The sequence below is a fragment of the Coleofasciculus chthonoplastes PCC 7420 genome (genome assembly GCF_000155555.1).
Taxonomy (GTDB): Bacteria; Cyanobacteriota; Cyanobacteriia; order Cyanobacteriales; family Coleofasciculaceae; genus Coleofasciculus; species Coleofasciculus chthonoplastes_A.
On the sequence record NZ_DS989869.1, the window covers coordinates 85,333 to 108,111 of the forward strand.

General features: G+C 44.5%; 16 protein-coding genes and 1 pseudogene. 5 read left to right on the plus strand and 12 right to left on the minus strand.

Annotated elements, in window-relative coordinates:
- Positions 1 to 3 precede the first annotated feature (3 nt).
- The 4 genes from MC7420_RS35830 to MC7420_RS29660 are packed head-to-tail and all read right to left on the minus strand — an operon-like array spanning position 4 to position 4,274.
- Positions 4 to 738: an ABC transporter substrate-binding protein gene (locus MC7420_RS35830; protein WP_006105236.1), complete on the minus strand. Its 735-nt coding sequence runs from the start codon at positions 736 to 738 to the stop codon at positions 4 to 6.
- The gene (locus tag MC7420_RS35835; protein WP_052307570.1) at positions 720 to 2,591 is read right to left on the minus strand and encodes an ABC transporter substrate-binding protein; all 1,872 of its coding nucleotides are present in this window, start codon (positions 2,589 to 2,591) and stop codon (positions 720 to 722) included. Before MC7420_RS35835 ends, MC7420_RS35830 begins: the two co-directional genes overlap by 19 nt.
- A 27-nt stretch (positions 2,592 to 2,618) precedes the next feature.
- Positions 2,619 to 3,608: a DUF1822 family protein gene (locus MC7420_RS35840; RefSeq protein ID WP_006105331.1), complete on the minus strand. Its 990-nt coding sequence runs from the start codon at positions 3,606 to 3,608 to the stop codon at positions 2,619 to 2,621.
- A 24-nt stretch (positions 3,609 to 3,632) separates the two neighbouring features.
- Positions 3,633 to 4,274: a sigma-70 family RNA polymerase sigma factor gene (locus tag MC7420_RS29660; RefSeq protein WP_006105345.1), complete on the minus strand. Its 642-nt coding sequence runs from the start codon at positions 4,272 to 4,274 to the stop codon at positions 3,633 to 3,635.
- A gap of 217 nt (positions 4,275 to 4,491) precedes the next feature.
- Between MC7420_RS29660 and MC7420_RS29665 the strand changes: the two genes are divergently transcribed.
- The 4 genes and pseudogenes from MC7420_RS29665 (at position 4,492) to MC7420_RS29680 (ending at position 8,707) form a co-directional block, all read left to right on the plus strand.
- Complete coding sequence (locus MC7420_RS29665; RefSeq protein WP_006105344.1) at positions 4,492 to 5,877, plus strand: SLC13 family permease; 1,386 nt, start codon at positions 4,492 to 4,494, stop codon at positions 5,875 to 5,877.
- Between the two features lie 78 nt (positions 5,878 to 5,955).
- Positions 5,956 to 6,969, plus strand: a complete 1,014-nt coding sequence (locus MC7420_RS29670; protein ID WP_006105351.1) for a DUF2207 domain-containing protein — start codon at positions 5,956 to 5,958, stop codon at positions 6,967 to 6,969.
- Between the two features lie 15 nt (positions 6,970 to 6,984).
- Positions 6,985 to 7,170 (plus strand): annotated as a pseudogene (locus MC7420_RS29675) (RNA-guided endonuclease InsQ/TnpB family protein); the annotation flags it as partial.
- Positions 7,171 to 7,180: 10 nt separating this feature from the next.
- Positions 7,181 to 8,707, plus strand: a complete 1,527-nt coding sequence (locus MC7420_RS29680; RefSeq protein ID WP_063712035.1) for a serine/threonine protein kinase — start codon at positions 7,181 to 7,183, stop codon at positions 8,705 to 8,707.
- Between the two features lie 137 nt (positions 8,708 to 8,844).
- On the opposite strand, the gene MC7420_RS29685 is transcribed toward MC7420_RS29680, so the two are convergent.
- The 4 genes from MC7420_RS29685 to MC7420_RS35845 form a co-directional block, all read right to left on the minus strand.
- Positions 8,845 to 10,260, minus strand: a complete 1,416-nt coding sequence (locus MC7420_RS29685; protein ID WP_044210497.1) for a leucine-rich repeat domain-containing protein — start codon at positions 10,258 to 10,260, stop codon at positions 8,845 to 8,847.
- 410 nt (positions 10,261 to 10,670) lie between these two features.
- A complete protein-coding gene (locus MC7420_RS29690; protein ID WP_052307571.1) occupies positions 10,671 to 11,510 on the minus strand; it encodes a DUF1614 domain-containing protein in 840 nt (279 codons plus the stop codon).
- Positions 11,511 to 11,765: 255 nt separating this feature from the next.
- Positions 11,766 to 13,139: a leucine-rich repeat domain-containing protein gene (locus MC7420_RS43575; protein ID WP_044210499.1), complete on the minus strand. Its 1,374-nt coding sequence runs from the start codon at positions 13,137 to 13,139 to the stop codon at positions 11,766 to 11,768.
- Positions 13,140 to 13,370: 231 nt separating this feature from the next.
- The gene (locus tag MC7420_RS35845) at positions 13,371 to 14,684 is read right to left on the minus strand and encodes a pentapeptide repeat-containing protein (protein ID WP_006105247.1); all 1,314 of its coding nucleotides are present in this window, start codon (positions 14,682 to 14,684) and stop codon (positions 13,371 to 13,373) included.
- 484 nt (positions 14,685 to 15,168) lie between these two features.
- On the opposite strand from MC7420_RS35845, the gene MC7420_RS29705 reads away from it, so the two are divergent.
- Complete coding sequence (locus MC7420_RS29705; RefSeq protein WP_006105278.1) at positions 15,169 to 17,271, plus strand: FG-GAP repeat protein; 2,103 nt, start codon at positions 15,169 to 15,171, stop codon at positions 17,269 to 17,271.
- A 340-nt stretch (positions 17,272 to 17,611) separates the two neighbouring features.
- Here the strand turns inward: MC7420_RS29705 and MC7420_RS41980 are convergent, their stop codons facing one another.
- From MC7420_RS41980 to cphA, 4 genes are all read right to left on the minus strand, one after another.
- Entirely contained in the window at positions 17,612 to 17,827 is a 216-nt protein-coding gene (locus MC7420_RS41980; protein ID WP_006105366.1) for a hypothetical protein, read from the minus strand.
- Positions 17,828 to 17,935: 108 nt separating this feature from the next.
- Entirely contained in the window at positions 17,936 to 18,262 is a 327-nt protein-coding gene (locus tag MC7420_RS41985) for a hypothetical protein (RefSeq protein ID WP_006105306.1), read from the minus strand.
- Entirely contained in the window at positions 18,262 to 19,647 is a 1,386-nt protein-coding gene (locus MC7420_RS29715) for an AAA family ATPase (RefSeq protein WP_044210502.1), read from the minus strand. Before MC7420_RS29715 ends, MC7420_RS41985 begins: the two co-directional genes overlap by 1 nt.
- A gap of 370 nt (positions 19,648 to 20,017) precedes the next feature.
- A complete protein-coding gene (gene cphA, locus MC7420_RS29720) occupies positions 20,018 to 22,699 on the minus strand; it encodes a cyanophycin synthetase (protein ID WP_044210504.1) in 2,682 nt (893 codons plus the stop codon).
- Between the last annotated feature and the right edge of the window lie 80 nt (positions 22,700 to 22,779).

A 22,779-nucleotide genomic window follows, 5' to 3' on the forward strand; every position in this document is an offset into this window, starting at 1 on the left:
GGGTTACCGACAATAGGGAGACTCAATCGGAACAAATGCTAAACCGTAATGTCGGTTACTACAGGGTACAACCTGTACTAATAATCCTGGCGGATTCCAGCGATTACCATTCGGTTCAAACTTAATGGTTCCGGTTGCTCCTTCTGCACTAAAGTTAGAAGCCATTAATGTTTCTTTCATGCCTATGCGTGTAGGTTTATCTTGCATGGCTAAAGCTTGCCTGTGGGCACGAGCCGCATCATAGGTGAGAGCCGTTCTCGCACTAACCTCTCCTCCCCACAAGTCACGAGCGTTTTGAATGAATTCTTGATTGGGACTACTCAAGCCCAGCCAAGGCGAAAATAAAACGAACTTGTCAAAGGGTTTTAAATCGGCAATGGCGAGACTCTTCGGACCGTAGAGAGACCAGCTTCCTACTATCCAATTATCACCATTATTAACCTTGACCAAATCAATGGCATGGAAAAGAGAATCCGTCACTTGACCATCTGGAAGTAAAACCAAGGCTGTTTCCCCAGCTTGTTGGTTGACTTCAGTAATAGCTTTTTCGACATTGAAATTCTTCTTCGACAAATTAAACTCTTTTACGTTAACAACTGTTCCGCCCTTTTCTTTGAACCGAGTTTCAAACTCCTGTCGCAGCGAGCTGGTGAAGGGGCTATTGGGATTGTAAAAGACAACCGCTTGTTTTTGACCCGCTTCGTTACGTAGGTAATCGGCTAAATACTTTGCCTCCACTCGATTACTATGAACAGTCCGAAAAAAACATCTTTCGGCTCTTCTGTCAGTTCTTCAGTAGTCGTACCCGGAGATATCACGACCAATTTGTTTTCTTGGTAAACATCAATCGCGGCTACCGTTGACTCGCTAGTGTAGTGTCCGACAACACCCAGAATCTCTTGCTGTTTCACCAGTGCCTCTGCCCTTTGCTTGGCGGCTTCTGTATCATTACTATCATCAGTTATGACAACTCTCAGACCTATCTGATTCTTAATCGCTTGCTTGGGCAGAAACTTATAGCCGGGAAAGTTCTCAACGAGTTTTTCCTTACCCTCAAAGAGACCCAAGTTGACTTCCGTTTGTAATTGGGCAACGCCCCTCAAAATTTCTTGAGCTAATTCTGAATCGGTTACGGATGTAGATTCATTCTGCCTTTGAATCACGGGAACGACAGCAGCAATGGTGTAGAATTTTGCGCCTTGGGCTTGCAGCAGCGCATTGTTTAAGTAAATTAATGTTTCCGGGTCTCTGTTCTCTTTCTGCCATGATTTCTCAAGCAACTCAATCGCTTCTGTATACTTCGATTCCGCTAATAATTTGACCCCCCTTTCCTTTAACCGTGGGGGTAAACGTTGCAGCAGAATTTCTTCTCCACAACTTATCGAGTCCCCCTGATGGGGAGGACAAGTTTTCCCCGGTTCTATGGCAAGTTTATCAAAGCTCATCAGTGTAGATAAAACGACGGCTAATCCCAAGCCAAATCTTAAACCAAGCCTTTGCCACTTATTCCTTGGTGGAGTCCAGGTAAAAGAAGCGGCAGTTGGATGTTGATACATCACAGGTAACCAGGTCGCGTAAGGCAGTCGATCCTCTATCGATTCCAGTCTTTTTCTGGCGATACTAACTGCATTCTGAAGGGAGACACCCTGGGAAAAGTTCTCGATAAAAAAGGTCAGGAATTTATGGGCGACTTCATCGGGTACGGGTTCTCTCATCACAATGACTTGGGGAATCTTTAAGTCAGCTAACACCTTAGCTAACCCCAATCCGTCACAGCTATTAAAAATAGCTAAACTCAAACGTTTTTTTATGGCAGTTGATAGAGCGTTTTGTAACTCATCAACGGTCAGACTTTCCGTTTCATTCAGATAAAGTCTACCTGTGCTACCATCCCCTTCGGTAGAACTATGACCCGCAAAGAAGAAGATATCCCACCCTTGTTCATCGTGAAGCCTATTTTCTAACTGATCTCGTGTCGGTTTCTGAAGCAAGCAGGAATCTATCCCCGGTGTTTTCTTTAAAACTTGTTCGTCAAAGATGATATCGATTCCATCATTTTTGCCGAAAATAGCTAAGAGTCTGATTTGGTTTTTTAGTTGTTTTTGTCGAATTGCCTGATACTCAAACGTACTTAAGATAATTTCAACCGAACCGTGACGTTCCCAAAAATCCCAGAGATGCCAAGGTAATTGCTGAAGCTGAGGGTTGTCAGTCTGAATCAAGACTCGAATGTCATTGTCTTTATAGTTATTTAACTGAACGGCTAAATTCTCCCGGATGCGATGAAATTCATTGGATGTCGCGTTGAGCCATTGGTTGATCTTCTCTTTCAACTGATCCGCGACTTGTTGACAGTCCTCTCTAGAGGTATTGTAATCAGGGAGTTCTTCTAAGCGGGGACTGCGGTAAATTTCCTCAAGTTGGCGATAATTGGTCTGCCAATGTTGATAGAGTTGGGTAATCTCAGGGTTAGCCGGTAAACGTCCGCTAATTCTCCCTTGGTAAGAGTAACCTTTCTCCCCCCATTCCAGGATGACTCGAATTCCCCTGTCAACATCACCATCAAGGGTTAAACATACCACTCGACTCATTACCGACTCCTTTCACTCTCAACGCCGTTAGACCGCAAAGTTTTCGGTGAAGCTGGCTTCTGCCAACGATAATTTTAGCGTAAACTGTTCTTTGAGTTTACCGCGAAATCGTTTGGTGAGTATAGTCGAATTGATCCTGGCTGAACGTTCGGAAAACACTTGTCCGGCTTCATCAATTATGCTCAAGGTTAGACCCAGGGGGAGAGTTTCGCGATCGCGGGGATGAATTTGCACTTCGATATCAATTTTTTGCTCAACGGCTTCGGTTAAACTGACAACTAAGTCTAGGGCGTAATCCGTCTGGTTTGTGCCTAAGTTTATGGGTTTAACCCCTGTCACTCTAGGCTTTTTCATCCCCAATCGACTTGGAAAACTCTCTGAGTCTCTTCCTTGCTTATTTTTGTGGGAAACAGGAGTGACTTGACTTGGATTTGGCATAAAACGCCATGCGGGTTGCGGTGCTGAAGGTTTAAACGCTTCGGTAAAATTTTGCCAACCTTTTTCAAAGATATTCTCAAACCACTGACTCAAGTTGATTAGTGTCGTCAGGGTTTCTATCTCCTCCAGAAAATCTTCCAGCGAACCTAACTGAATGAACGGTAACTCTGATGTTTTCACCGTTTTGGCAAATCCCAGTAGTGTTCCTTCGGTAAGGGATTCGTTGAACTGCACAACTAAATAGCCAATCTGGTTTTCCCTAACTTCAGCAGGAATCTTAACCACTTGGGACTCTGAGCCGACCGGAATGCACTTTAGCGTCCCTATATTTTTGAGTGATAAATCGGCAACCTCTGGAGAAGTTGATGCCACTAAATCTTGGCTACACCTTTCTAGTAAATTTGTCTCAATACCCATACACTGACAGTAAAAATTGACAGTATGTACGGTCAAAGTATTGAAATAAACTTGTTGCGCTATTTCGGGATTAGACTGCTGTTTTGCCGACTGGTTCGCTAGATAATGTACTGATTTAGTTAACGCTACACTAAATGTTTCTTTTGGCACTATTTCATTCATGATTAATGTCTTTAACTAATATAATTAATACAAATATTCTCGCAAATGGGAAGAAAACCGAGTCAAGCAACGGTCGTAGAATCGACTGAGAGTTGACAGTGGGATTTTTAAATGCTCGGATAATTCTCGCCATGAATATCCTTCAATTCTCTTGATCACTAAATATTGAAAATTTACCTCGGTATGATTCGAGATGTGTGTGGTTTGAAAAAGACCGTCTGGATCTTCTTTGATCCAGAATATGATCTCCGAGGATAAAAGAGGATTTAATTCTGATTCTACAAGCTGTTCTAGGTTTTCAGTCCACAGTCTTTTAGTCGAACAATGGCTTTGTTTAACAAAGGAGCTGAATATCTCATTAATCGCGTCAATAAATCGTCTTTTCATGATGAAATTAACCCATGCTATTACCTCTCCTCGATTCGGATCATACCCATCAATATTTTGACAGATATAAAGAAACGTGCGATTGCAGGCGGAACTATAAATGTCCTCATACAAGCCAGGAAACTGACCCGAATAGGGACGACAAAGTTGACCGGAACGCTGAATGGCATTGACTAACCGGGTTAACGCTATTTGCCGCATCTTCGTATTTGCAGGATGCTGCTGTGCTTTGATGGCTAGCTGCCTGAGTTCTTTATTGAGTTGCTGATTACCCACCATAATATCAAGACACTCGAATTCCTTTAACTCGGGTTGATCAAATCATCTGCTTTGATCTAGTAGTCGGGTCAATGGTGAGACGATTATGCCAAACTCCAGTTTTTGTTACAAAACTTAACACTATTCCCGATTTACTCCCCATTGTCTCACCCTTGTGCAGAAAAAAGCGGCTTCTGGGACGAATAGAAAAATACAAGCGCGAAATTCAATCTTGACTATGAAAGCGAATTATCAGAGGTTGGCGTTAATTGGTGGTCCAGTTCTAGCAACGATTGTGTTTGTCTGGCTGCGGCTGGTGAATCAATCCCTGGATGAGTGCTGGACTGCAGCCGTAACCGTACTCTGTGCCGTCTGGTGGTGCTTCGAGCCAATCCCGATTCCGGCTACGTCGCTAATCCCGTTTGCGGTGTTTCCCGGCGCTGGTGTGCTGAGCGACAAACAGGTAGCCACTGCCTATGGTCATCACCTGATCATGTTACTACTCGGCGGATTTATGCTTTCGACGGCGATTGAGAAAAGCGGAGTCCATCGTCGTCTAGCTATTGGGATGGTGCGTCTAGTGGGCAGGGATGGGGGCAAAACTCTCGTGCTAGGATTCATGCTGGCTTCAGCCCTACTGAGTATGTGGGTATCGAACACCGCCACAACACTGATGCTGCTACCAATAGCCGTAGCGGTACTAGAGCAGTGTGCCAATCGACGGCTGGAAGTGCCGTTACTCCTGGGAATCGCCTATGGAGCAAGTGTTGGCGGGATTGGTACTCCTATCGGTACGCCGCCTAATGTCATTTTTCTTGCCCAGTACGAAGAAATTACCGGCAAGGTTTTCAGTTTTCTAGACTGGATGAAATTGGGTGTACCTGTCGTCGTGTTAATGGTGCCTTTAACTTGGCTGTGGCTGACGCGGCATTTGCGGGGTAAATCAACGCTGGAACTCCCCACACTCAATCCTTGGAGCGCTGCCGAAAAACGGGTACTGATTATCTTTGTGATCACGGCTCTAGCCTGGAGTACGCGCATTGAACCCTTTGGTGGCTGGAGTCGGCTGTTGGGTACGCCAGAAGTGGGGGACAGTACGGTGGCACTGTTCATGGTTGTGGTTATGTTCATCCTACCTGATGGTCAAGGGGGTAAACTACTCGACTGGGAAACAGCGGAGCGCATACCCTGGGGTTTACTCATTCTCTTTAGCGGCGGGATTGCCATTGCCAATGCCTTCTCGGCTTCAGGTTTAAGCGAGTCTTTGGGACAATTGCTATCGAATCTGTCAGTTTTGCCGATGCTGTTAACACTGGCACTTATTTGCCTAGTTGTCACCTTTCTGACTGAAGTCACTAGCAATACAGCAACAACCACCCTGCTGATGCCAATTTTGGGTGCAGCGGCATTGGCTGCAAAATTAGAGCCAACCCTGCTGATGATTCCTGCCACGATTAGTGCTAGTTGTGCTTTTATGCTGCCAGTCGCTACAGCTCCCAATGCGATTGTCTACAGTACAGGAAAGTTCCCTATCAGTCGCATGGTACGTGAGGGTTTGGTGTTGAATTTTTTCGGCACATTGGTGATTACTCTGCTCTGTTATTCCCTGCTTGAGATCAATTAATCAGTTACAAGGAAATGTAGCGTCTCAGTGACTCAGAATAACTTGAAAGACAAGATTTTAAGCAGGTCAAATCGGATTATGTTTAATTCTCGACAACTTCACCGAATCGCCATTGTAATCATGGCAGTTTTCGTGACGATTCTAATTCCAATCACCCATTCAACTGCATCAGACATTCCCTTCTACTGGGATTCCATCAATGTAGAAATGGATGTTCAACCCAATGGTGATATGTGGGTAACAGAAACACAGCATTATGTTTTTACCGATGATTACACCAACGAACGATATCGCTACATTCCTCTGAACAAGGTGGATGAAATTACCGATGTTACGGTTACCGAGAACGGGCAACCTTTAGCAACGACGACAGGAATTGAAAACAATCAACTTTGGATTCGCTGGCAGCATCCTCTGAATCCACCTGAATCTCATGTTTTTGTACTCAAGTATCGCGTCATCGGCGGGATACAAGTCAATGGTGACAAAACCCAGGTTTACTGGAAAGCCATTTTTGCGGAGCGCCAAGTACCTGTTCTATCAGGTACAGTTAGCGTTCACTTACCCGAAGTCCTCTCAGGTAAAGTCCTCAGTTATACAGCCTATGGAATTCCCGCTACTCGTCGAAGTCTTAATGGTAAAACCTTTGAATTTGTTGCCAGTCAATTATTACTACCTGGACATGAACTCGAAGTGCAAATTATCTTTCCCTCATCGGTTTTGAATCTTCCTCAACCTCAATGGCAGCAATTTAAACAATTTTTCGTCTATATGCTCTGGAGTTTGCCATTCATTGGTCTGGCTATCAGAAAAGTTCTTGCCCACCTATGTCCGCGTTGTAGAAAGCTAACGATGAGCAAAACTCGGTCAACGTCCTATTTGTCCTATTTTAGGGGTAGAGGGCGAGTGACTTACTATTACTATTGTCCAAACTGTTTTTATCATCGCACATCTAAAAAGGCTATCTCTTGGGGTGGTGGGGATGGCGGTGATGGTGGCGGTGGCGGTGGTGGTGGTGGTGGTGGTGGTGGCGGCGGTGGTGGCGGAGGTGGCGGTGGCGGTGGCGGAGGTGGAGGTGGCGGTGGCGGTTAAACTAAAGTGCCACGCCAAGTTAACGCTTGTTCGCTTCAATATGAGTACATCATACCAGCCGATAAATCAGCACCCACCTATGCTAGCCAGTGCAAAAACCTGACTCAAGCCAAAAAAGACATCCCTGAACTCAAGCAAGTACATTCGCAGGTGTTGCAACAAACCCTCAAGCGGTTACAGTTAGCGTTTAAAGGAATGTGGGGTATAAGACATGATTAATCAACTCTTGAATGATCGCTACCGTATTCAATCCATGCTCGGTCGCCAAAGAGGGCGGAGGACGTTTTTGGCGAGTGATTTACAAACCCATTCGCCCGTTGTGATCAAATTACTTTTGCTTGATCCGGATTTTACTTGGGAGGATCTGAAACTGTTTGAACGAGAGGCAAAAACTCTCAAGGCTCTTGATCATCCATTAATTCCTCAGTATCTTGACTCCTTTGAGGTTGATACCCAGTTAGGCAAAGGGTTCGCCCTAGTGCAGAGTTACATTGAGGCGCGATCGCTCCAGGACTGGATGCAAGTTGGGCGTCACTTCAGTGAAGCAGATCTCAGGGCAATTGCCCAGGAATTATTAAAAATTTTGGATTACCTCCACACCCACCAACCACCTGTTATTCATCGGGATATTAAGCCAAGCAATATTCTGTTGGGCGATCGTAGTGGGAATAGTCTTGGTCAAATCTATCTCGTTGATTTTGGCTCAGTGCAAACGGTAGCAGATGGTGGCACGATTACAGTCGTCGGTACCTATGGTTATATGCCACCTGAGCAGTTTGGTGGCAAGACAATTCCTGCCTCAGATTTGTATAGCTTGGGTGCTACATTAATTGACTTGCTAACTAGAACCCATCCCGCTGATTTACCCAGCCGCAACGGTTGTATTCGGTTTGAGGGGGAACGACTCGCCAGTAAGCCGTTCCAAACCTGGCTTAAATTACTAATTCAACCCGATCTTAGTCAGCGATTCAAGAATGCTCGGTCAGCCTTGGATGCTTTACAAAAGGAGCAACTGACACTACAGTCCTTAGCAAAGGTTCACGTAAAGCCTAGGGGTAGCCGAGTTGTTCTAACTAAAACGGATGACCAACTACAAATTGTTATTCCTCCGCTTCCCCTTAAACAGAAACTCCAAGTTATTTTTTCTGGGTTGAAGCAAACGAGCTTCTGGTGTCTTCTCTTACTGTTAGGCTTTTGGAAACTTGAAACTTTATTATTGGTTGCACCATTTACGCTGTGGATAGTTTCGTCAATATGGATAAAGATTATTGGCAAAATATTTGAAGAGATTCAGTTGTCCATTGAGCCAAGAGAGATTTACTTAACTAGGAACTGGTTAGGTATTAAAAAAAGATATTCATCACCAACCAAAGATATCATCAAACTTGAGCGCGTCACCTACAAAGAATACTTCGACACCATGCAAAAGACCAGTAAGCCAAAACTTCTGTATAGTGGACTGAATATCTGGGTAGGGAATCAATGTTATGCACTAGAAAAAGGTTCGTTGATTGGGGGAATACGCCAATTGACTCCAGTGGAGCTAGACTGGCTAGCCGTTGAGTTGAGTGATTGGTTGGATTTGCCCATTCAAACAGCCGGGGAAGTCCCTATCTTAGGTAATCAAAGTGGGATATCCACTGAGGTAATAAATACGGAGTCCAATTTCAGAGACAATACCTCAGACATAGACAGTGCCTCAGAGAATGATTTATCCAACCTCTGGTTCTTTTTTTGAAGAAGATTGACTTCACCGCCTAATTGCACAACCAGTGCTTGGGTTCCGGCTAATGTCCCGACGTCAAAGTCACCTTATACTGGACTACCCATCCGTGCTAAATAAACTTTATCGTAATAGGAAATGAAATCTTATGGTCATAACTCGCAAAAACCTGTGGGACTGATTGGGCAAATTGGCTGTGGTATAGGATTGTCTTTAAGGTGAAGCCTCCTCAGATTGGTAAGTCCAGACAGAGGACTAACATCTGTTATTTGGTTAGAGTTGAGGTTAAGCACAGTCAGATTGGTAAGTCCAGACAGAGGACTAACATCTGTTATTTGGTTAGAGTTGAGGATAAGCCCTCCTAGATTGGTAAGTCCCGACAGAGGGCTGATATCTGTTATTTGGTTATTGTCAAGGATAAGTATAGTCAGATTGGTAAGTCCAGACAGAGGACTGATATCTGTTATTTGGTTATTGTCAAGGATAAGATAATTCAGATTGGTAAGTTCCAACAGAGGGCTGATATCTGTTATTTGATTAGAGTTGAGGTAAAGCGCATCCAGATTGGTAAGTCCAGAAAGAAGACTGATATCTGTTATTTGATTAGAGTTGAGGTAAAGCGCATCCAGATTGGTAAGTCCAGACAGAGGACTGATATCTGTTATTTGGTTATTGTTGAGGTAAAGCGCATCCAGATTGGTAAGTCCAGACAGAGGACTGATATCTGTTATTTGGTTATTGTTGAGGTAAAGCGCATCCAGATTGGTAAGTCCAGACAGAGGACTGATATCTGTTATTTGGTTATTGTTGAGGTAAAGCGCATCCAGATTGGTAAGTCCAGACAGAGGACTGATATCTGTTATTTGGTTATCACTGAGGATAAGCACAGTCAGTGAGGTAAGTCCAGAAAGAGAACTGATATCTGTTATTTGATTAGAGTAGAGGATAAGCACAGTCAGTGAGGTAAGCCCAGAAAGAGGACTGATATCTGTTATTTGGTTATTGTTGAGGTTAAGCACAGTCAGATTGGTAAGTCCAGACAGAGGACTTACATCTTTTATTTGGTTACCACCGAGGATAAGCCCAGTCAGTGAGGTAAGTCCAGAAAGAGGACTGATATCTGTTATTTGGTTATTGTTGAGGTTAAGCACAGTCAAATTGGTAAGCCCAGACAGAGGACTAATATCTGTTATTTGGTTATTGTTGAGGTAAAGCTCAGTCAGTGAGGTAAGTCCAGAAAGAGAACTGATATCTGTTATTTGGTTGTTCCAGAGGTTAAGCACAGTCAGATTGGTAAGTCCAGACAGAGGACTTACATCTTTTATTTGGTTATAGCCAAGGACAAGATAATTCAGACTCGACAGAATTTCATCGGCTTGAGAACAATCACTTGTACCTGCTTCTTCTAACAGTACCTCAACTGTTTTTCTTAAAGAGGCTGATAAACTGCCTCGTTGGAGACACCACTCTTTAAAAGAACTCCCCAGACTGGGTTGGGCAGCTATAGCAACTCCATATCCCCATCCCCACAGACTTAAGAAGAGGGTGATAACACTAATCCTTTTCATTTCCTGGCTTTGATACACTCTCGCCTCCAGATTATCCCGTTTATTACGATATGAGGGTTATAAGTAGGGTCTGCTGAATAAGTCTTGTGGTGGGGATCGGGAATAGGGAATAGGGAATAGGCAATGGTTTCAAGCCTCTGTTGAGGTAAAATTCGGCGCAAAGGTCAGCGAAAATCCCAGGATATTGGCGTGTAAAGGGGTAAAAACCTTGCACTTGTTGGGGCACTCAATGGCTTGAAGTCCTTACCTGGTGTACCTTCCACACTTGTGCAGCAAGCCCTAAGTAGTCGAACAAAAGAAAACGGCACTGTATGAAGTTTTGTAATCCTTGTCGGGCATCCGTTGTGGAGAAAGGCAATGGTGGGCGAAAATTACCATTACCTCCCCAAGCACTGAGGTAGTGAACAACCTCAGTTAAAGGAAAACAATTCACCGACAACCGGAAGCCATTCAGCAATAATTAAAGCAGAAATACCACACTTGGCGATTCCATCCTCTAACCCAGCACCACCAATACTTAGTACACTTGCTACCCTATTAACATGAAGATCTTTTAGATGCAGTAGATCACCCCCAATAGTTGTTCCTAAGACACCTCCAGCAAAAGCAACTGGAACATCAAGACGAGCAACACCACTTGTCACTAATCCCATTTCTGTAAAAGCAGCTATGAATATCATTGATGCCAAAACAGCTATGAGTGTTACAATCCAAAAACCTGAGAAAGTCAAATAAATCCCTATTCCTGGTAATACAGTGACAAAAAAATAGCTAATCAGTGCAACAATTGTCATCACGATTAAAATAGCTAAAGGTTGAGTGCGATGAAATTGATAGAGCGCCAAAACGATGGGAATCAAACCGCCTGATACATTTAAGCCGATGTAAGAACGGATGTAAGAACCGGGTGTAAGCGATATCAATACTGGCAGGAATTTATAGTATCTGCGACCCTGACATTGTAATACCAGATAGAGCGGCAGGTTGATGAAGCATCCGAAAAAAACCGTAATGATTAAAGGGATTCCTAACCTTGGGGCAATGCCTAAGCGAGTCATTACGAGCGAAAACACAATCGAATAAAATTTGATGGTGAGCCAAAATAATGCACAAAAAATCAGCCCAAATAGTAAACAGCTAGAAACACAACCTTGAGCAGACTTGGGTCTAATCTCCCAGTTAAATTGATGGCGTTGCACTACATCAAAATTCTGATTAAACCAATGTTCAATTCGTCTTTTAAAATTCATCTTTAATTTCTCTTTGATATTGAGAGTCTATAAATTATTTAAAGGCAAAGTGTACTTTTAGGCGATCGCACTCCCAAAACCCGTCAAACCCACAACCAGACAGTGTTTCAATTTTTGGGTAAAGTCGCGATCGCTCCTCACCTCTGTATCACTCCTTTTTTGGGCTGAAGGGGTGTTTTTATGGTCTAATGCCAGGGGGTAAAATTATTAGAAAGGATAACTGAGGGAGTAAGTGAATAGCGTTGTGTTACTCTGCTAAAAATCCTGAAATTTGATACAGTAAGTCTCAGATCCCTCTACAGAAAAGAGCAAACACCTGGGGGAAAAAGAGCAAACACCTGGGGGACTGACTGGGCAAGTTGGCTGTGCGATGAGATTATCTCCAAGGAAAAGCCTCCTCAGATTTGTAAGTTGTGCCAGAGGGCTGGCATCTGTTATTGAGTTGCTGCTCAGGAAAAGTTCAGTCAGATTGGAAAGTCCAGCCAAAGGGCTAACATCTGTTATTGAGTTGGAGTCAAGGTAAAGCTTAGTCAGATTGGAGAGTCCAGCCAAAGGGCTAATATCTGTTATTGAGTTGGAGCCGAGGGAAAGCTTGGTCAGATTGGAAAGTTCAGCCAAGGGGCTAACATCTGTTATTGAGTTCCTGCCAAGATTAAGTACAGTCAGATTGGAAAGTCCAGCCAAAGGGCTAATATCTGTTATTGAGTTTTCACCGATGATGAAAAAATCAGCGTTCCCGAGTGAAAGCTCAGTCAGATTGGAGAGTCCAGCCAAAGGGCTAATATCTGTTATTGAGTTGTTGTCAAGATTAAGTACAGTCAGATTGGAAAGTCCAGCTAAAGGGCTAATATCTGTTATTGAGTTGGAGTAAAGGTAAAGTACAGTCAGATTGGAAAGTTCAGCCAAAGGGCTAATATTTGTTATTGAGTTGTTGGTGAGGAAAACCTTAGTCAGATTGGAAAGTTCAGCCAAAGGGTTAACATCTGTGATTGAGTTGTTGCCAAGATTAAGTACAGTCAGATTGGAAAGTCCAGCCAAAGGGCTAACATCTGTTATTGAGTTGGAGTCGAGGTAAAGTACAGTCAGATTGGAGAGTCCAGCCAAAGGACCAATATCTGTTATTGAGTTGTTGTTAAGGTAAAGCTTAGTTAGATTAGAAAGTCCAGCCAAAGGGCTAACATCTGTTATTGAGTTGTTGTTAAGGTAAAGCTTAGTCAGATTGGAAAGTTCAGCCAAGGGGCTAACATCTGTTATTGAGTTGGACTCGAGGGAAAGTACAGTCAGATTGGAAAGTCCAGCCAAAGGACTAATATCTGTTATTGAGTTGGACTCGAGGTAAAGCTTAGTCAGATTGGAAAATCCAGCCAAAGGACTAATATCTGTTATTGAGTTGTCCCAGAGCTGAAGCTCAGTACGACTCAACAGAGTTGCATCAGCTTGAGAACAATCACTTGTGCCTGCTTGTTCTAACAGTATATAGACTGTTTTTCTCGTTTCATCTGACAAGCTCCCACCGTTCAGACACCACTCTTTAAAAGAACTCCCCAGACTGGGTTCGGCTGCTATTGCCACCCCACATCCTAATCCCCATATACTTAAAGAGAGGGCGAACACACTAATCCATTTCATTCCTGATTGCACGATTAACCTTCCTTCGTTGCTTGTAATTCAGTTTCTTCAAATGCCAAAATTTAGTCTAAAGTCCAGTAATTAACTGCCCAAAGAATAATCAAGGTAAAAAGCTGCTGTTGAAGATTTTGGGTTTATGCGTAAGCGCAAAAAGATAACCTGACAATCAGTGGGTGTACAATGTACACCCTTGAACGAATTTGGACTTTGGCATAATGGCACAAACAGATACTAGCAGCCTAGATTGGAAGTAGAACCGTCAGACATAGTTGCACCACACAAGTTTGCACCTGATAAATCCACATCATTCAATTTTGCCTCACTGAGATTGGCATTGCTTAAATCTGCACCGTCTAGTAATGCATCTTCCAAGTTAACCCCTGTCAAGGTCGCATTTCTCAGGTTCACATTACGTAGGTTAGTGTAAAATTTTGTACCTCTGTTGCTAATAGGAAAACCAATTGCAAGATCAAGCAAAAATTCACCAAAACTGTAATTACCAGGTATATCCTGCAAACGAATTGAAATATCGCTGAGGTTTGCTCCTTGCAGATTTGCTCCTTCTAGGTTTGCTCTTTCCAAGTTTGCACCTTGAATGTTGGCATCTTCCAAGTTGGTATTTCTTAGATCAGCATCTTGTATCAAAGTAGGTGCAATCAATTTGGCTCCCTTGAGATTAGCCAGTTGTAGATTAGCACCTTGTAGATTCGCAGCACTCAGGTCTGCACCTTCCAAGCTCGACTCAGTAAGCGAGGCTAAGGTGAGATTACTTCCTGTGAGAACCGCTTCAGTGAGATTAGCTTGGCTGAGGTTCGCGCCAACCAGGTAAGCTCTCACAAGTGTGGTACCTTGTAGATTGGCTCCTTGCAGACTCGCACCTTCCAAGTTAGCCTCATTTAAATTAGCACCAGCCAAGTCAGCACCGCGTAGATCACACCGTATACATTCTTTAGTTTCTAATAATCGCTGTACTGGAGAAGAGAAATTTGAGAGAGTGTTTACTTGGCTCTGGGATAAGAGTTCTGCGGATGTAGGAGTTAGACTGAGTTGAGTGTTTAGAGAATTTGGGATGTTTTCATTGGTGAGAATTGTCAGGAATTTGGTGCGATTGCCTTGATTAGAATCGGGTTTCACAAGGTAGCCAAATTCTAACCTGTGAACTTTATTCCAAATTTGGTAATTCTGAGCAAAGACAGTCTCAAAAAAGATTTTAATCTCTAAACTGGGAAGTTGGTTATCCAAAAACTCAATGGGTTCTCCTTCTTCATCCTCCAGGTATACAGTCAAACTTTCTTCTGTTGCCACTACCTTACACTTCCCACTTTGATTACTATTGCCAGAAAGTAAGGAACAGCCAGCCTCTTCACCACTGCGTTCATCTAAGGGAATGGGAATTTCCAGTCCTTTACATTGAGAATTGAGGGGAAATTTTGAGCAAAGAATGTATAGTTCCCGCCGAGAAGTTTCTTTATTCTGAGCAGATGTAGGATAGGCAATGAGGATGGAAGCTAAAAGTATGACAGATGCAATTTTCTTATGTTTCATGGAATGTAGCCTGTTGAATACTATTATCAGGTAATTTATCATAACCACTCTAGAAGAGCCAAGAGGATTTAAGTCTGATACTACAAGTTGTTCTAGATTTTCATTGCCCAGTCTTTTATTGCAACAATTGCTAGGTTTAACAAATGAGCTGAATGTCTCATTAATAGCATCAATAAATCGTCTTTTCATTTGCCGCATTTTCGTATTAGCAGGATGCTGTTGTGCTTTGATGACTACCTGCCTGAGTTCTTCATTGAGTTACTGATTACCCACCATAATATCAAGATACTCGAATCCCTATAACTCTGGTTGATCAAATCATCTGCTTTGATCTAGTAGTCGGGTCAATGGTGAGACGATTATGCCAAACTCCCGTTTTTGTTACAAAACTTAACAGTATTCCCCATTTTCTCACCCTTGTGCAGAAAACAGTGGCTTCTGGGACGAATAGAACCATAGAAGCGCGAAATTAACGAAAGACACTATGGCAACGGCATCTTTAAATCTTAGTGAATTGGATGGTAGCAATGGCTTTGTGATCAACGGCATTGATCAGCTTGACCGTTCAGGTCGTTCGGTCAGTGGAGCAGGAGATATCAATGGGGATGGCATTGATGACTTGATTATCGGTGCCTATTTTGCTGACCCCAACGGTAACTCTTTTGCAGGAGAAACTTATGTGGTTTTTGGTCAAAGCGAAGGTTTCAATGCTTCTCTCAACCTGTCTGAACTCAACGGTAGCAATGGCTTTGTCATCAACGGCATTGATCCGGGTGACTTCTCAGGTTTTTCGGTCAGTGGAGCCGGAGATATCAATGGAGATGGCATTGATGACTTGATTATCGGGGCATTAGGTGCTGAACCCAACGGTAACTTGAGTGCAGGAGAAACCTATGTGGTCTTTGGTAACAGCGAAGGTTTCAAGGCTTCACTGGAGCTGTCTGAACTCGACGGTAGCAATGGCTTTGTCATTAACGGCATTGATCCGGGTGATTTATCGGGTACTTCGGTCAGTGGAGCAGGAGATATCAATGGAGATAACATTGATGACTTGATTATCGGTGCCTATTTTGCTGACCCCAACACTAACTCTTTAGCCGGAGAAACTTATGTAGTGTTTGGTAATAGCGAAGGTTTCAAGGCTTCACTGGAGCTGTCTGAACTCGACGGTAGCAATGGCTTTGTCATCAACGGCATTGATGAGTTTGACTTCTCAGGTCGTTCGGTTAGTGGAGCAGGAGATATCAATGGAGATGGCATTGATGACTTGACTATCGGTGCCACGGGTGCTGATCCCAACGGTATATCGGGTGCAGGAGAAACGTATGTGGTCTTTGGTAACAGCGAAGGTTTCAAGGCTTCACTCAACTTGTCTGAACTCAACGGTAGCAATGGCTTTGTCATTAACGGTACTGATCTGCTTGACTTCTCAGGTGCTTCGGTCAGCGGAGCCGGAGATATCAATGGGGATGGCATTGATGACTTGATTATCGGTGCCGACGGTGCTGATCCCAACGGTAACTCTTTTGCAGGAGAAATTTATGTGGTCTTTGGTAACAGTGAAGGTTTTAAGGCTTCACTGGAGCTGTCTGAACTCAACGGTAGCAATGGCTTTGTCCTTAACGGCATTGATCAGCTTGACCGCTCAGGTGGTTCGGTTAGTGGAGCTGGAGATATCAATGGGGATGGTGTTGATGACTTGATTATCGGTGCTACGAATGCTGACCCCAACGATAACGAGATGGCAGGAGAAACGTATGTGGTCTTTGGTAACAATGAAGGTTTCAAGGCTTCACTCAACTTGTCTGAACTCAACGGTAGCAATGGCTTTGTCATCAACGGCACTGATCAGGATGACTCCTCAGGTGGTTCGGTCAGCGGAGCCGGAGATATCAATGGGGATGGAATTGATGACTTGATTATCGGTGCCGACGGTGCTGATCCCAACGGTAACAGGAGTGCAGGAGAAACTTATGTGGTGTTTGGCAGTATCCTCTCAGGAATCGATGGCACCCCCAACAACGATACTTTAGTTGGCACGCCAGATAATGATCGCATTAACGGATTTGACGGGAATGACACGATTGCAGGTAACCTGGGAAATGATACCATCTTCGGCGGTGACGGGGATGATGTCTTACGCGGTGACTTGAACCAACGCTCCCCCCAAGTTAGTATCGGTGGCGATGATATCATTTTCGGTGGTGAGGGCAATGACCGCATCGGTGGCAAAGGTGGTAATGACCAACTCTTGGGTGAAGCTGGCGATGACCAAATCTGGGGGGATGATGGGGATGACATCCTGCGCGGCGGTCTCGGTCATGATACCCTCACAGGGGATGACTTCTCTGGTGGTGGTGGTAGCGATACTTTTATCATTGCTATGAATGAAGGTACAGATACAATTGTTGATTTCCAAGACGGTGAGGATTTAATTGGCTTAGCCGAGGGTCTCACTTTTGGTCAGTTATCGATTACTCAAGATGGAAAAAATACGCTGATTGGTTTTGAACAGGAGACGTTAGCAATTCTCCAGGGAGTGAATGCTAACCTCTTGAGTGAGGCGGATTTTATTCCGATTCGCTAAATTTTCCGGGCGCACATCGGTACGATAATTTCACCAATATCATCTTAGATGGTAATGGTGGCACAGCTACTGCCACAGTCAATCTTACCATCGCTTAGTTAGCAAAGTGCGATCGCACTCTTTGATCCTCCTAAGTTGTTCGGCATTTAAACCTTAATGTCAATAATGGCGAAAGCCTTGTAGTGCGTTAAGCGAAGCCATGCCGCAGGCTTTGCATCTTGCTCGCTACTAATACCCAATTTAAATGCATGACAGCTTACTCCCTACCTTCACCACAATACTTCTTCAGCCAGCCCTGTTTAGTGTGAAGTGATACCAATTCTCTATTATGATGCAGCGCTTATTTACGTCCAGCCAAGTGATTGAATTCAATATAATCGGGCCAGTCAATTTTTAACATCCGCTCAGGACTATCATAATTGCCAGTTGACCGTTCGATGCGTGTTTTTCTCTTGGGAACGTTGATATGACCGATACTAACGAAACGAGACTGATAATTGTCAAGAAAACTTTTTTGCTGCCAAAACTTTCTACCGATTTCCTGACAATACGCCACAAAACACTGTGCGCCAGTCAGTTGCTGTATAATTTCTGTCTCTGAGTCTTTCTTCGCTTTACAGCGCTTTTCACTTTTATGGAATACAAAATTGTATCGGCTTGCTTTTCAGCGCAATGATCGTCTGTAGTCTACTAACTTGAAAACTGCTGTAAGTTCAATAAAGATGATGCGCTTTTTAGTGTCCGTGTCAGCAATGATGACAAAATCTGCACGCTTGCATTCACCACGATTGCCTTTAAAAATGGCATTCGGTGCGCTAAAAGCATCTGTTTTGATCACAATAACTTGATCATTATCGGGCATCCCATTAACCGTGACAGAGTAATCAGTTGCTTCTTCGAGAATAACTTGATTTTTGCCGTAATTATTTTTCGTTAATGGCACTGTCGCGGTGTCTTTAATCATCTCTTTGAGGATAGCAATATCAGACATTACTCCTCACCCCAGACAATCGCTTCCTGAATTCGGTTCATTGTTTCAATAGTTTTATCGAAGCTGCGGGCTTCAATACCAAATTCGGGATCGATATTGGCTGGCGTAAGGGTTTGGTATTTAGATTTTCTCGTCTTTCCCTCTAGTTGTATCCGTGCTTCTTCTGCAATATAGACTTTAACCTTTTCAGCACGGAGCAGTTCCGCTTTCTGATAACCTTCTTCTTTAGCAATACGCTGAAGATGTGGTTTGTCATGGTTTAACATGATCAGCGTATTCAATTCTTTAATAAGATAATCGCTGTGGGTGGTGATAAAAACCTTAATGCCAAGGTTAACCAGTCGAGCAAAGAGCCGTGCAATGCGGCGCTGGTTTTCGGGATGCAAGTTTAGTTCGGGTTCGTCTACTAGGAGCAAATCACCGTGCTGGGCTTCGTGGTTCAGGTAAAAGCCGATGTCGAGAAGGGAACGCACAGCACTGGAACTTTCATCCATGGCAAGTTTGACTCGTTTTCCCTTTGGCTGGTAATAAAGCTCATCGTTACGGCTGACGGAATATTCACCGCCGATGATGTCAGCAAAATCTGACAATACATCGGCATAGTTACCAACAATAAAACTGCTTTTTTTGACAAGGCTTTCTAGTTTTCGGGTAAACTCCACATTGGTTTTTATTGGCAGTGCATAATCTTCATAATCTTTGAATAAAAGCTCTATGGGATTGATCTGCTGATCAGCCTGACCCATTTCTTCAAGTAAGCGGTTACGGGCGAAATTCAACTCTTTGCGAAAAATGGCAGCACCTGTCCGTTCAGCGCTGGCAATGAAAGGGTTAGGTAGAAGTTGGGCAAAGATGATGTCTTTAAGGGCATCAGCAATAATCCGTTCAATAATATCTACTGGTATCTTTGCTTTTTCTTGTTCAACTAAAAGGGTGATAACAAGTTCTGTGCTTTCTTCGCTTTTAGTCATTGAAAAAATATCTGAACTCGCGGTACTCATTCTCCGCTCAAATCGACTGTTTAACTGAATATGTTTGGTGTCCAAATTCACATAAAATTCGGTTTCTTTGAATCGGTCTGCTGATGTAGCAAAAATCTTTGATAATTGCTGGGTATAGTCTTGACACCCTTGAAGAACAATCTGTTGAGCTTGTTCAATATATTCGGTTATATCAATACGAGCTGCACCTTCTGCCAGTAATTGTTCGATTTTATCGGACTCTATCTCGATAGAAAATATCTGCCGCCAACTATACAAAAAGCCAAACAGGGCATAAGTGGCGTAGGTCTTGCCAGTATTGTTACCACCACAAATGATTGTCAAATCGCCAAGCGTGAATTCAGCTTGCTTTAAAACACCAAGATTTTTGATTTGAATTTTCATTGCCTGCTATTATCTTCAAAACCTCAATGTCTGCTATAGCAGTCACCAAGCCCATTAATACGTCAGATGGATGCTATAATTAGATGATTTATAATTATGGCAAAGAAACCGTAGGGGCGCACCGACGTGCGCCCGATTTAACCGTAAAACCTATCCCACAATTTTAGCTGTGTCAGTCCAGTAGAGTGAAAAGATATATGTAGGGGCGGGTTTTACCTTTATCGTTGCGATCGCACTCCAGATGTGACTAAACCCGCCCCGATTTTCTCTCCTAAGAGCCTGTTGGGTTTCGCTTACGCTCTACCCAACCGACAAGAACTACGATCGCGATCGCATCTGCTTCTCCTTGCCCAACCGACTTACATTCCCATCACCTCGGGTTCGCCACCGATGGCTGTAAATCCACTGGAGACTCACCCACCGATTGATAGCCATTCTCCGGTAGAGGACGCCGTTCCTCAATCAAGCGAATCGTCCCACTCACCTTTTCCGGGAAAATCACCACCAAACCACCGGACGCCACGCCGTCTAACGCCGTATTAATCGCGTCGGTTTCATTGAGAATAATTTCATACTCCCGATCCGGATTCGTCTCCAGAATTCCCTTGCGAATCAACTCCGCCGCCTCGCCACTGGGACGTCCCCGTAAATCCGCATCTTCTTTAATAATGATCCGGTCAAAAATGTCCGCAGAGAGTCGTCCCAGATTAATGAAATCCTCATCTCGGCGATCGCCTGGTCCACCAACGACGCCAACCCGTTCCCCAGACCAATTGCGGACAAAGCCGCCCACAGCTTCATAACTGGCAGCATTATGGGCATAATCCACCAAGGCATGATACTCACCCAGATTAAATAAATTCATCCGTCCCGGTGTCTGCGCCACAGACGCCCGGAATGTGGTCAAAGCGTCACGAATTGCCTCAATCGGAACCCCTTGAGCAAAGGCGGCGAGACTCGCGGCTAAGGCATTAGCAATTTGGAACGGTGCCATTCCTCTCATCGTTACAGGCATATTTTCCGCCTTCTCAATCCGCAGCGTCCATTCGCCTCGGATTAATGATAGGTAGCCATTTTCATACACCCCTGCTAAACCTCCCTGGCGGGTATGAGCTTTCACCACCTCATTGTCGGGATTCATGGAGAAAAATGCCACATGCCCTTTGACGCGCTGTGCCATTTCTGTCACTAGGGGATCTTCAGCATTAAGAACGGCATACCCAGCAGGACTCACCGATTCAGCCACTACACTCTTAAGATGCGCCATCTGGTCAAGGGTATCAATATCGCCAATGCCCAAGTGATCCGCCGAGACATTTAAAACAACACCCACATCACAAGCATCAAAGGCTAAACCCGATCGCAGAATCCCGCCTCGTGCTGTTTCCAATACCGCCACCTCAACCGTGGGATCTTTGAGAATCACTTGAGCGCTTTGGGGTCCAGTGGTGTCTCCTTGTTCCACCAGATGATCGCCAATGTAGATCCCATCCGTCGTGGTATACCCAACAACATGACCCGTTTGCTTATAGATATGGGCAAGCAAGCGAGTGGTGGTGGTTTTCCCATTCGTCCCTGTCACCGCCAGAATCGGAATCCGACTGGCTTGTCCCGGTGGAAACAGCATATCCATCACCGGCGCGGCGACATTGCGCGGTAAACCTTCAGAGGGACAGACATGCATCCGGAATCCAGGTGCCGCATTTACTTCCACCACCACGCCATCAATGTCCCGTAGGGGTTGGCTAATATCAGGCGTGACAATATCAATGCCGGCAATATCCAGACCAATAATTTTAGCCACGCGCTCCGCTAACCAAACGTTTTCCGGGTGGATATCGTCCGTGCGGTCTATGGCAATACCCCCCGTACTCAGATTAGCCGTTGCCCGTAAATAACAAACCTCATCTTCTTTGAGGACTGTATCTAAACTGTAACCTTGACGTTCTAGTACACTCAGACTCGTATGATCGACGACAATTTTCGTCAGGACGTTATCATGACCGTCGCCCCGATTGGGATCGCGGTTCGTCCGTTCAATCAGTTCCTCAACCGTGGACTTACCATCCCCAATTACCCGTGCTGGAATCCGCTGGGCGACGGCTTCAACTTTCCCGTTAATCACCAAGACGCGGTGGTCAAAACCGGGATAATAGCGCTCGACAATCACAGCACGGGAAATATCTTTAGCGCGATCATAAGCTTTTTCCACTTCATCCCAGTTGCGGATGTCAATCGTAATCCCCCGTCCATGATTACCATCCAGGGGTTTAATCACAATCGGATACCCCCCCACATACTCGATCGCGCTGTCTAATTCGTCCAAATAAAGCACCGTTGTGCCTCGGGGAACCGGAACCCCCGCATCCAGCAAAATCTGCTTCGTCCCTTCTTTATCACAGGCTAATTCCACCCCTAAAATTCCGGAGTAATCACTCAAGGTGGCTTGAATTCGCTTCTGATGCAACCCGTAGCCAAGCTGAATCATGGCTCTGGCACTTAGGGTAAGCCAGGGAATGCCTCGGGCGTCGGCTTCTTTGACCAAGGCTTCTGTACTCGGTCCTAACGCCGCATCGCGAGCCAGTTCGCTCAGGTCTTTTAAGTCTTGAGCTAACTCCCGTTGGGGATAGGCTCTAGTATCGATAATACTTTGGCACAAGCGCACAGCCGCCCTAGCCGCATAGCGACCCGCCTGCTCGTCAATGTACTCGAAAACAACTTGATAAATTCCGGCTGTCCCAGTTTCCCGAGTCCGACCAAACCCAACGCGCATTCCTGCCAGTTCCTGAAGTTCCAGCGCCACATGTTCGATAATATGCCCCATCATCGTGCCTTCTTTGACCCGACTTAAGAACCCACCCCGAACACCCGGAGAACAGAAATGATCCTCTAGACTGGGTAGCGTCTCTACCAGTCCCTCGTAGAATCCCGGAAGTACATTGGAGGGTTTATCGATGAGTTCCTCCAAATCAAGACGCATGACAATAAGTTTATGGCGTCGAATGCTCCAGTAGTTGGGACCGCGTAACGTCTGGATTTTTAGAATTCTCATAGTTAGTGATGAAATCGGGGATGGTTCACAATGTCGGCTTTTGAAGCACAAACTAGGGATTGTGCAAAATCTATTTTAGG

Coding starts and splice junctions, on each gene's coding strand:
- MC7420_RS29660 (WP_006105345.1), bottom strand. CDS start 4,274: ATGGTGGGTAATCAGCAACTCAATAAAGAACTCAGGCAGCTAGCCATC.
- MC7420_RS29665 (WP_006105344.1), top strand. CDS start 4,492: ATGAAAGCGAATTATCAGAGGTTGGCGTTAATTGGTGGTCCAGTTCTA.
- MC7420_RS35845 (WP_006105247.1), bottom strand. CDS start 14,684: ATGAAACATAAGAAAATTGCATCTGTCATACTTTTAGCTTCCATCCTC.
- MC7420_RS29680 (WP_063712035.1), top strand. CDS start 7,181: ATGATTAATCAACTCTTGAATGATCGCTACCGTATTCAATCCATGCTC.
- MC7420_RS29715 (WP_044210502.1), bottom strand. CDS start 19,647: ATGAAAATTCAAATCAAAAATCTTGGTGTTTTAAAGCAAGCTGAATTC.
- MC7420_RS29685 (WP_044210497.1), bottom strand. CDS start 10,260: ATGAAAAGGATTAGTGTTATCACCCTCTTCTTAAGTCTGTGGGGATGG.
- MC7420_RS29705 (WP_006105278.1), top strand. CDS start 15,169: ATGGCAACGGCATCTTTAAATCTTAGTGAATTGGATGGTAGCAATGGC.
- MC7420_RS29670 (WP_006105351.1), top strand. CDS start 5,956: ATGTTTAATTCTCGACAACTTCACCGAATCGCCATTGTAATCATGGCA.
- MC7420_RS35840 (WP_006105331.1), bottom strand. CDS start 3,608: ATGAATGAAATAGTGCCAAAAGAAACATTTAGTGTAGCGTTAACTAAA.
- MC7420_RS35835 (WP_052307570.1), bottom strand. CDS start 2,591: ATGAGTCGAGTGGTATGTTTAACCCTTGATGGTGATGTTGACAGGGGA.
- cphA (WP_044210504.1), bottom strand. CDS start 22,699: ATGAGAATTCTAAAAATCCAGACGTTACGCGGTCCCAACTACTGGAGC.
- MC7420_RS43575 (WP_044210499.1), bottom strand. CDS start 13,139: ATGAAATGGATTAGTGTGTTCGCCCTCTCTTTAAGTATATGGGGATTA.
- MC7420_RS41985 (WP_006105306.1), bottom strand. CDS start 18,262: ATGTCTGATATTGCTATCCTCAAAGAGATGATTAAAGACACCGCGACA.
- MC7420_RS29690 (WP_052307571.1), bottom strand. CDS start 11,510: ATGAATTTTAAAAGACGAATTGAACATTGGTTTAATCAGAATTTTGAT.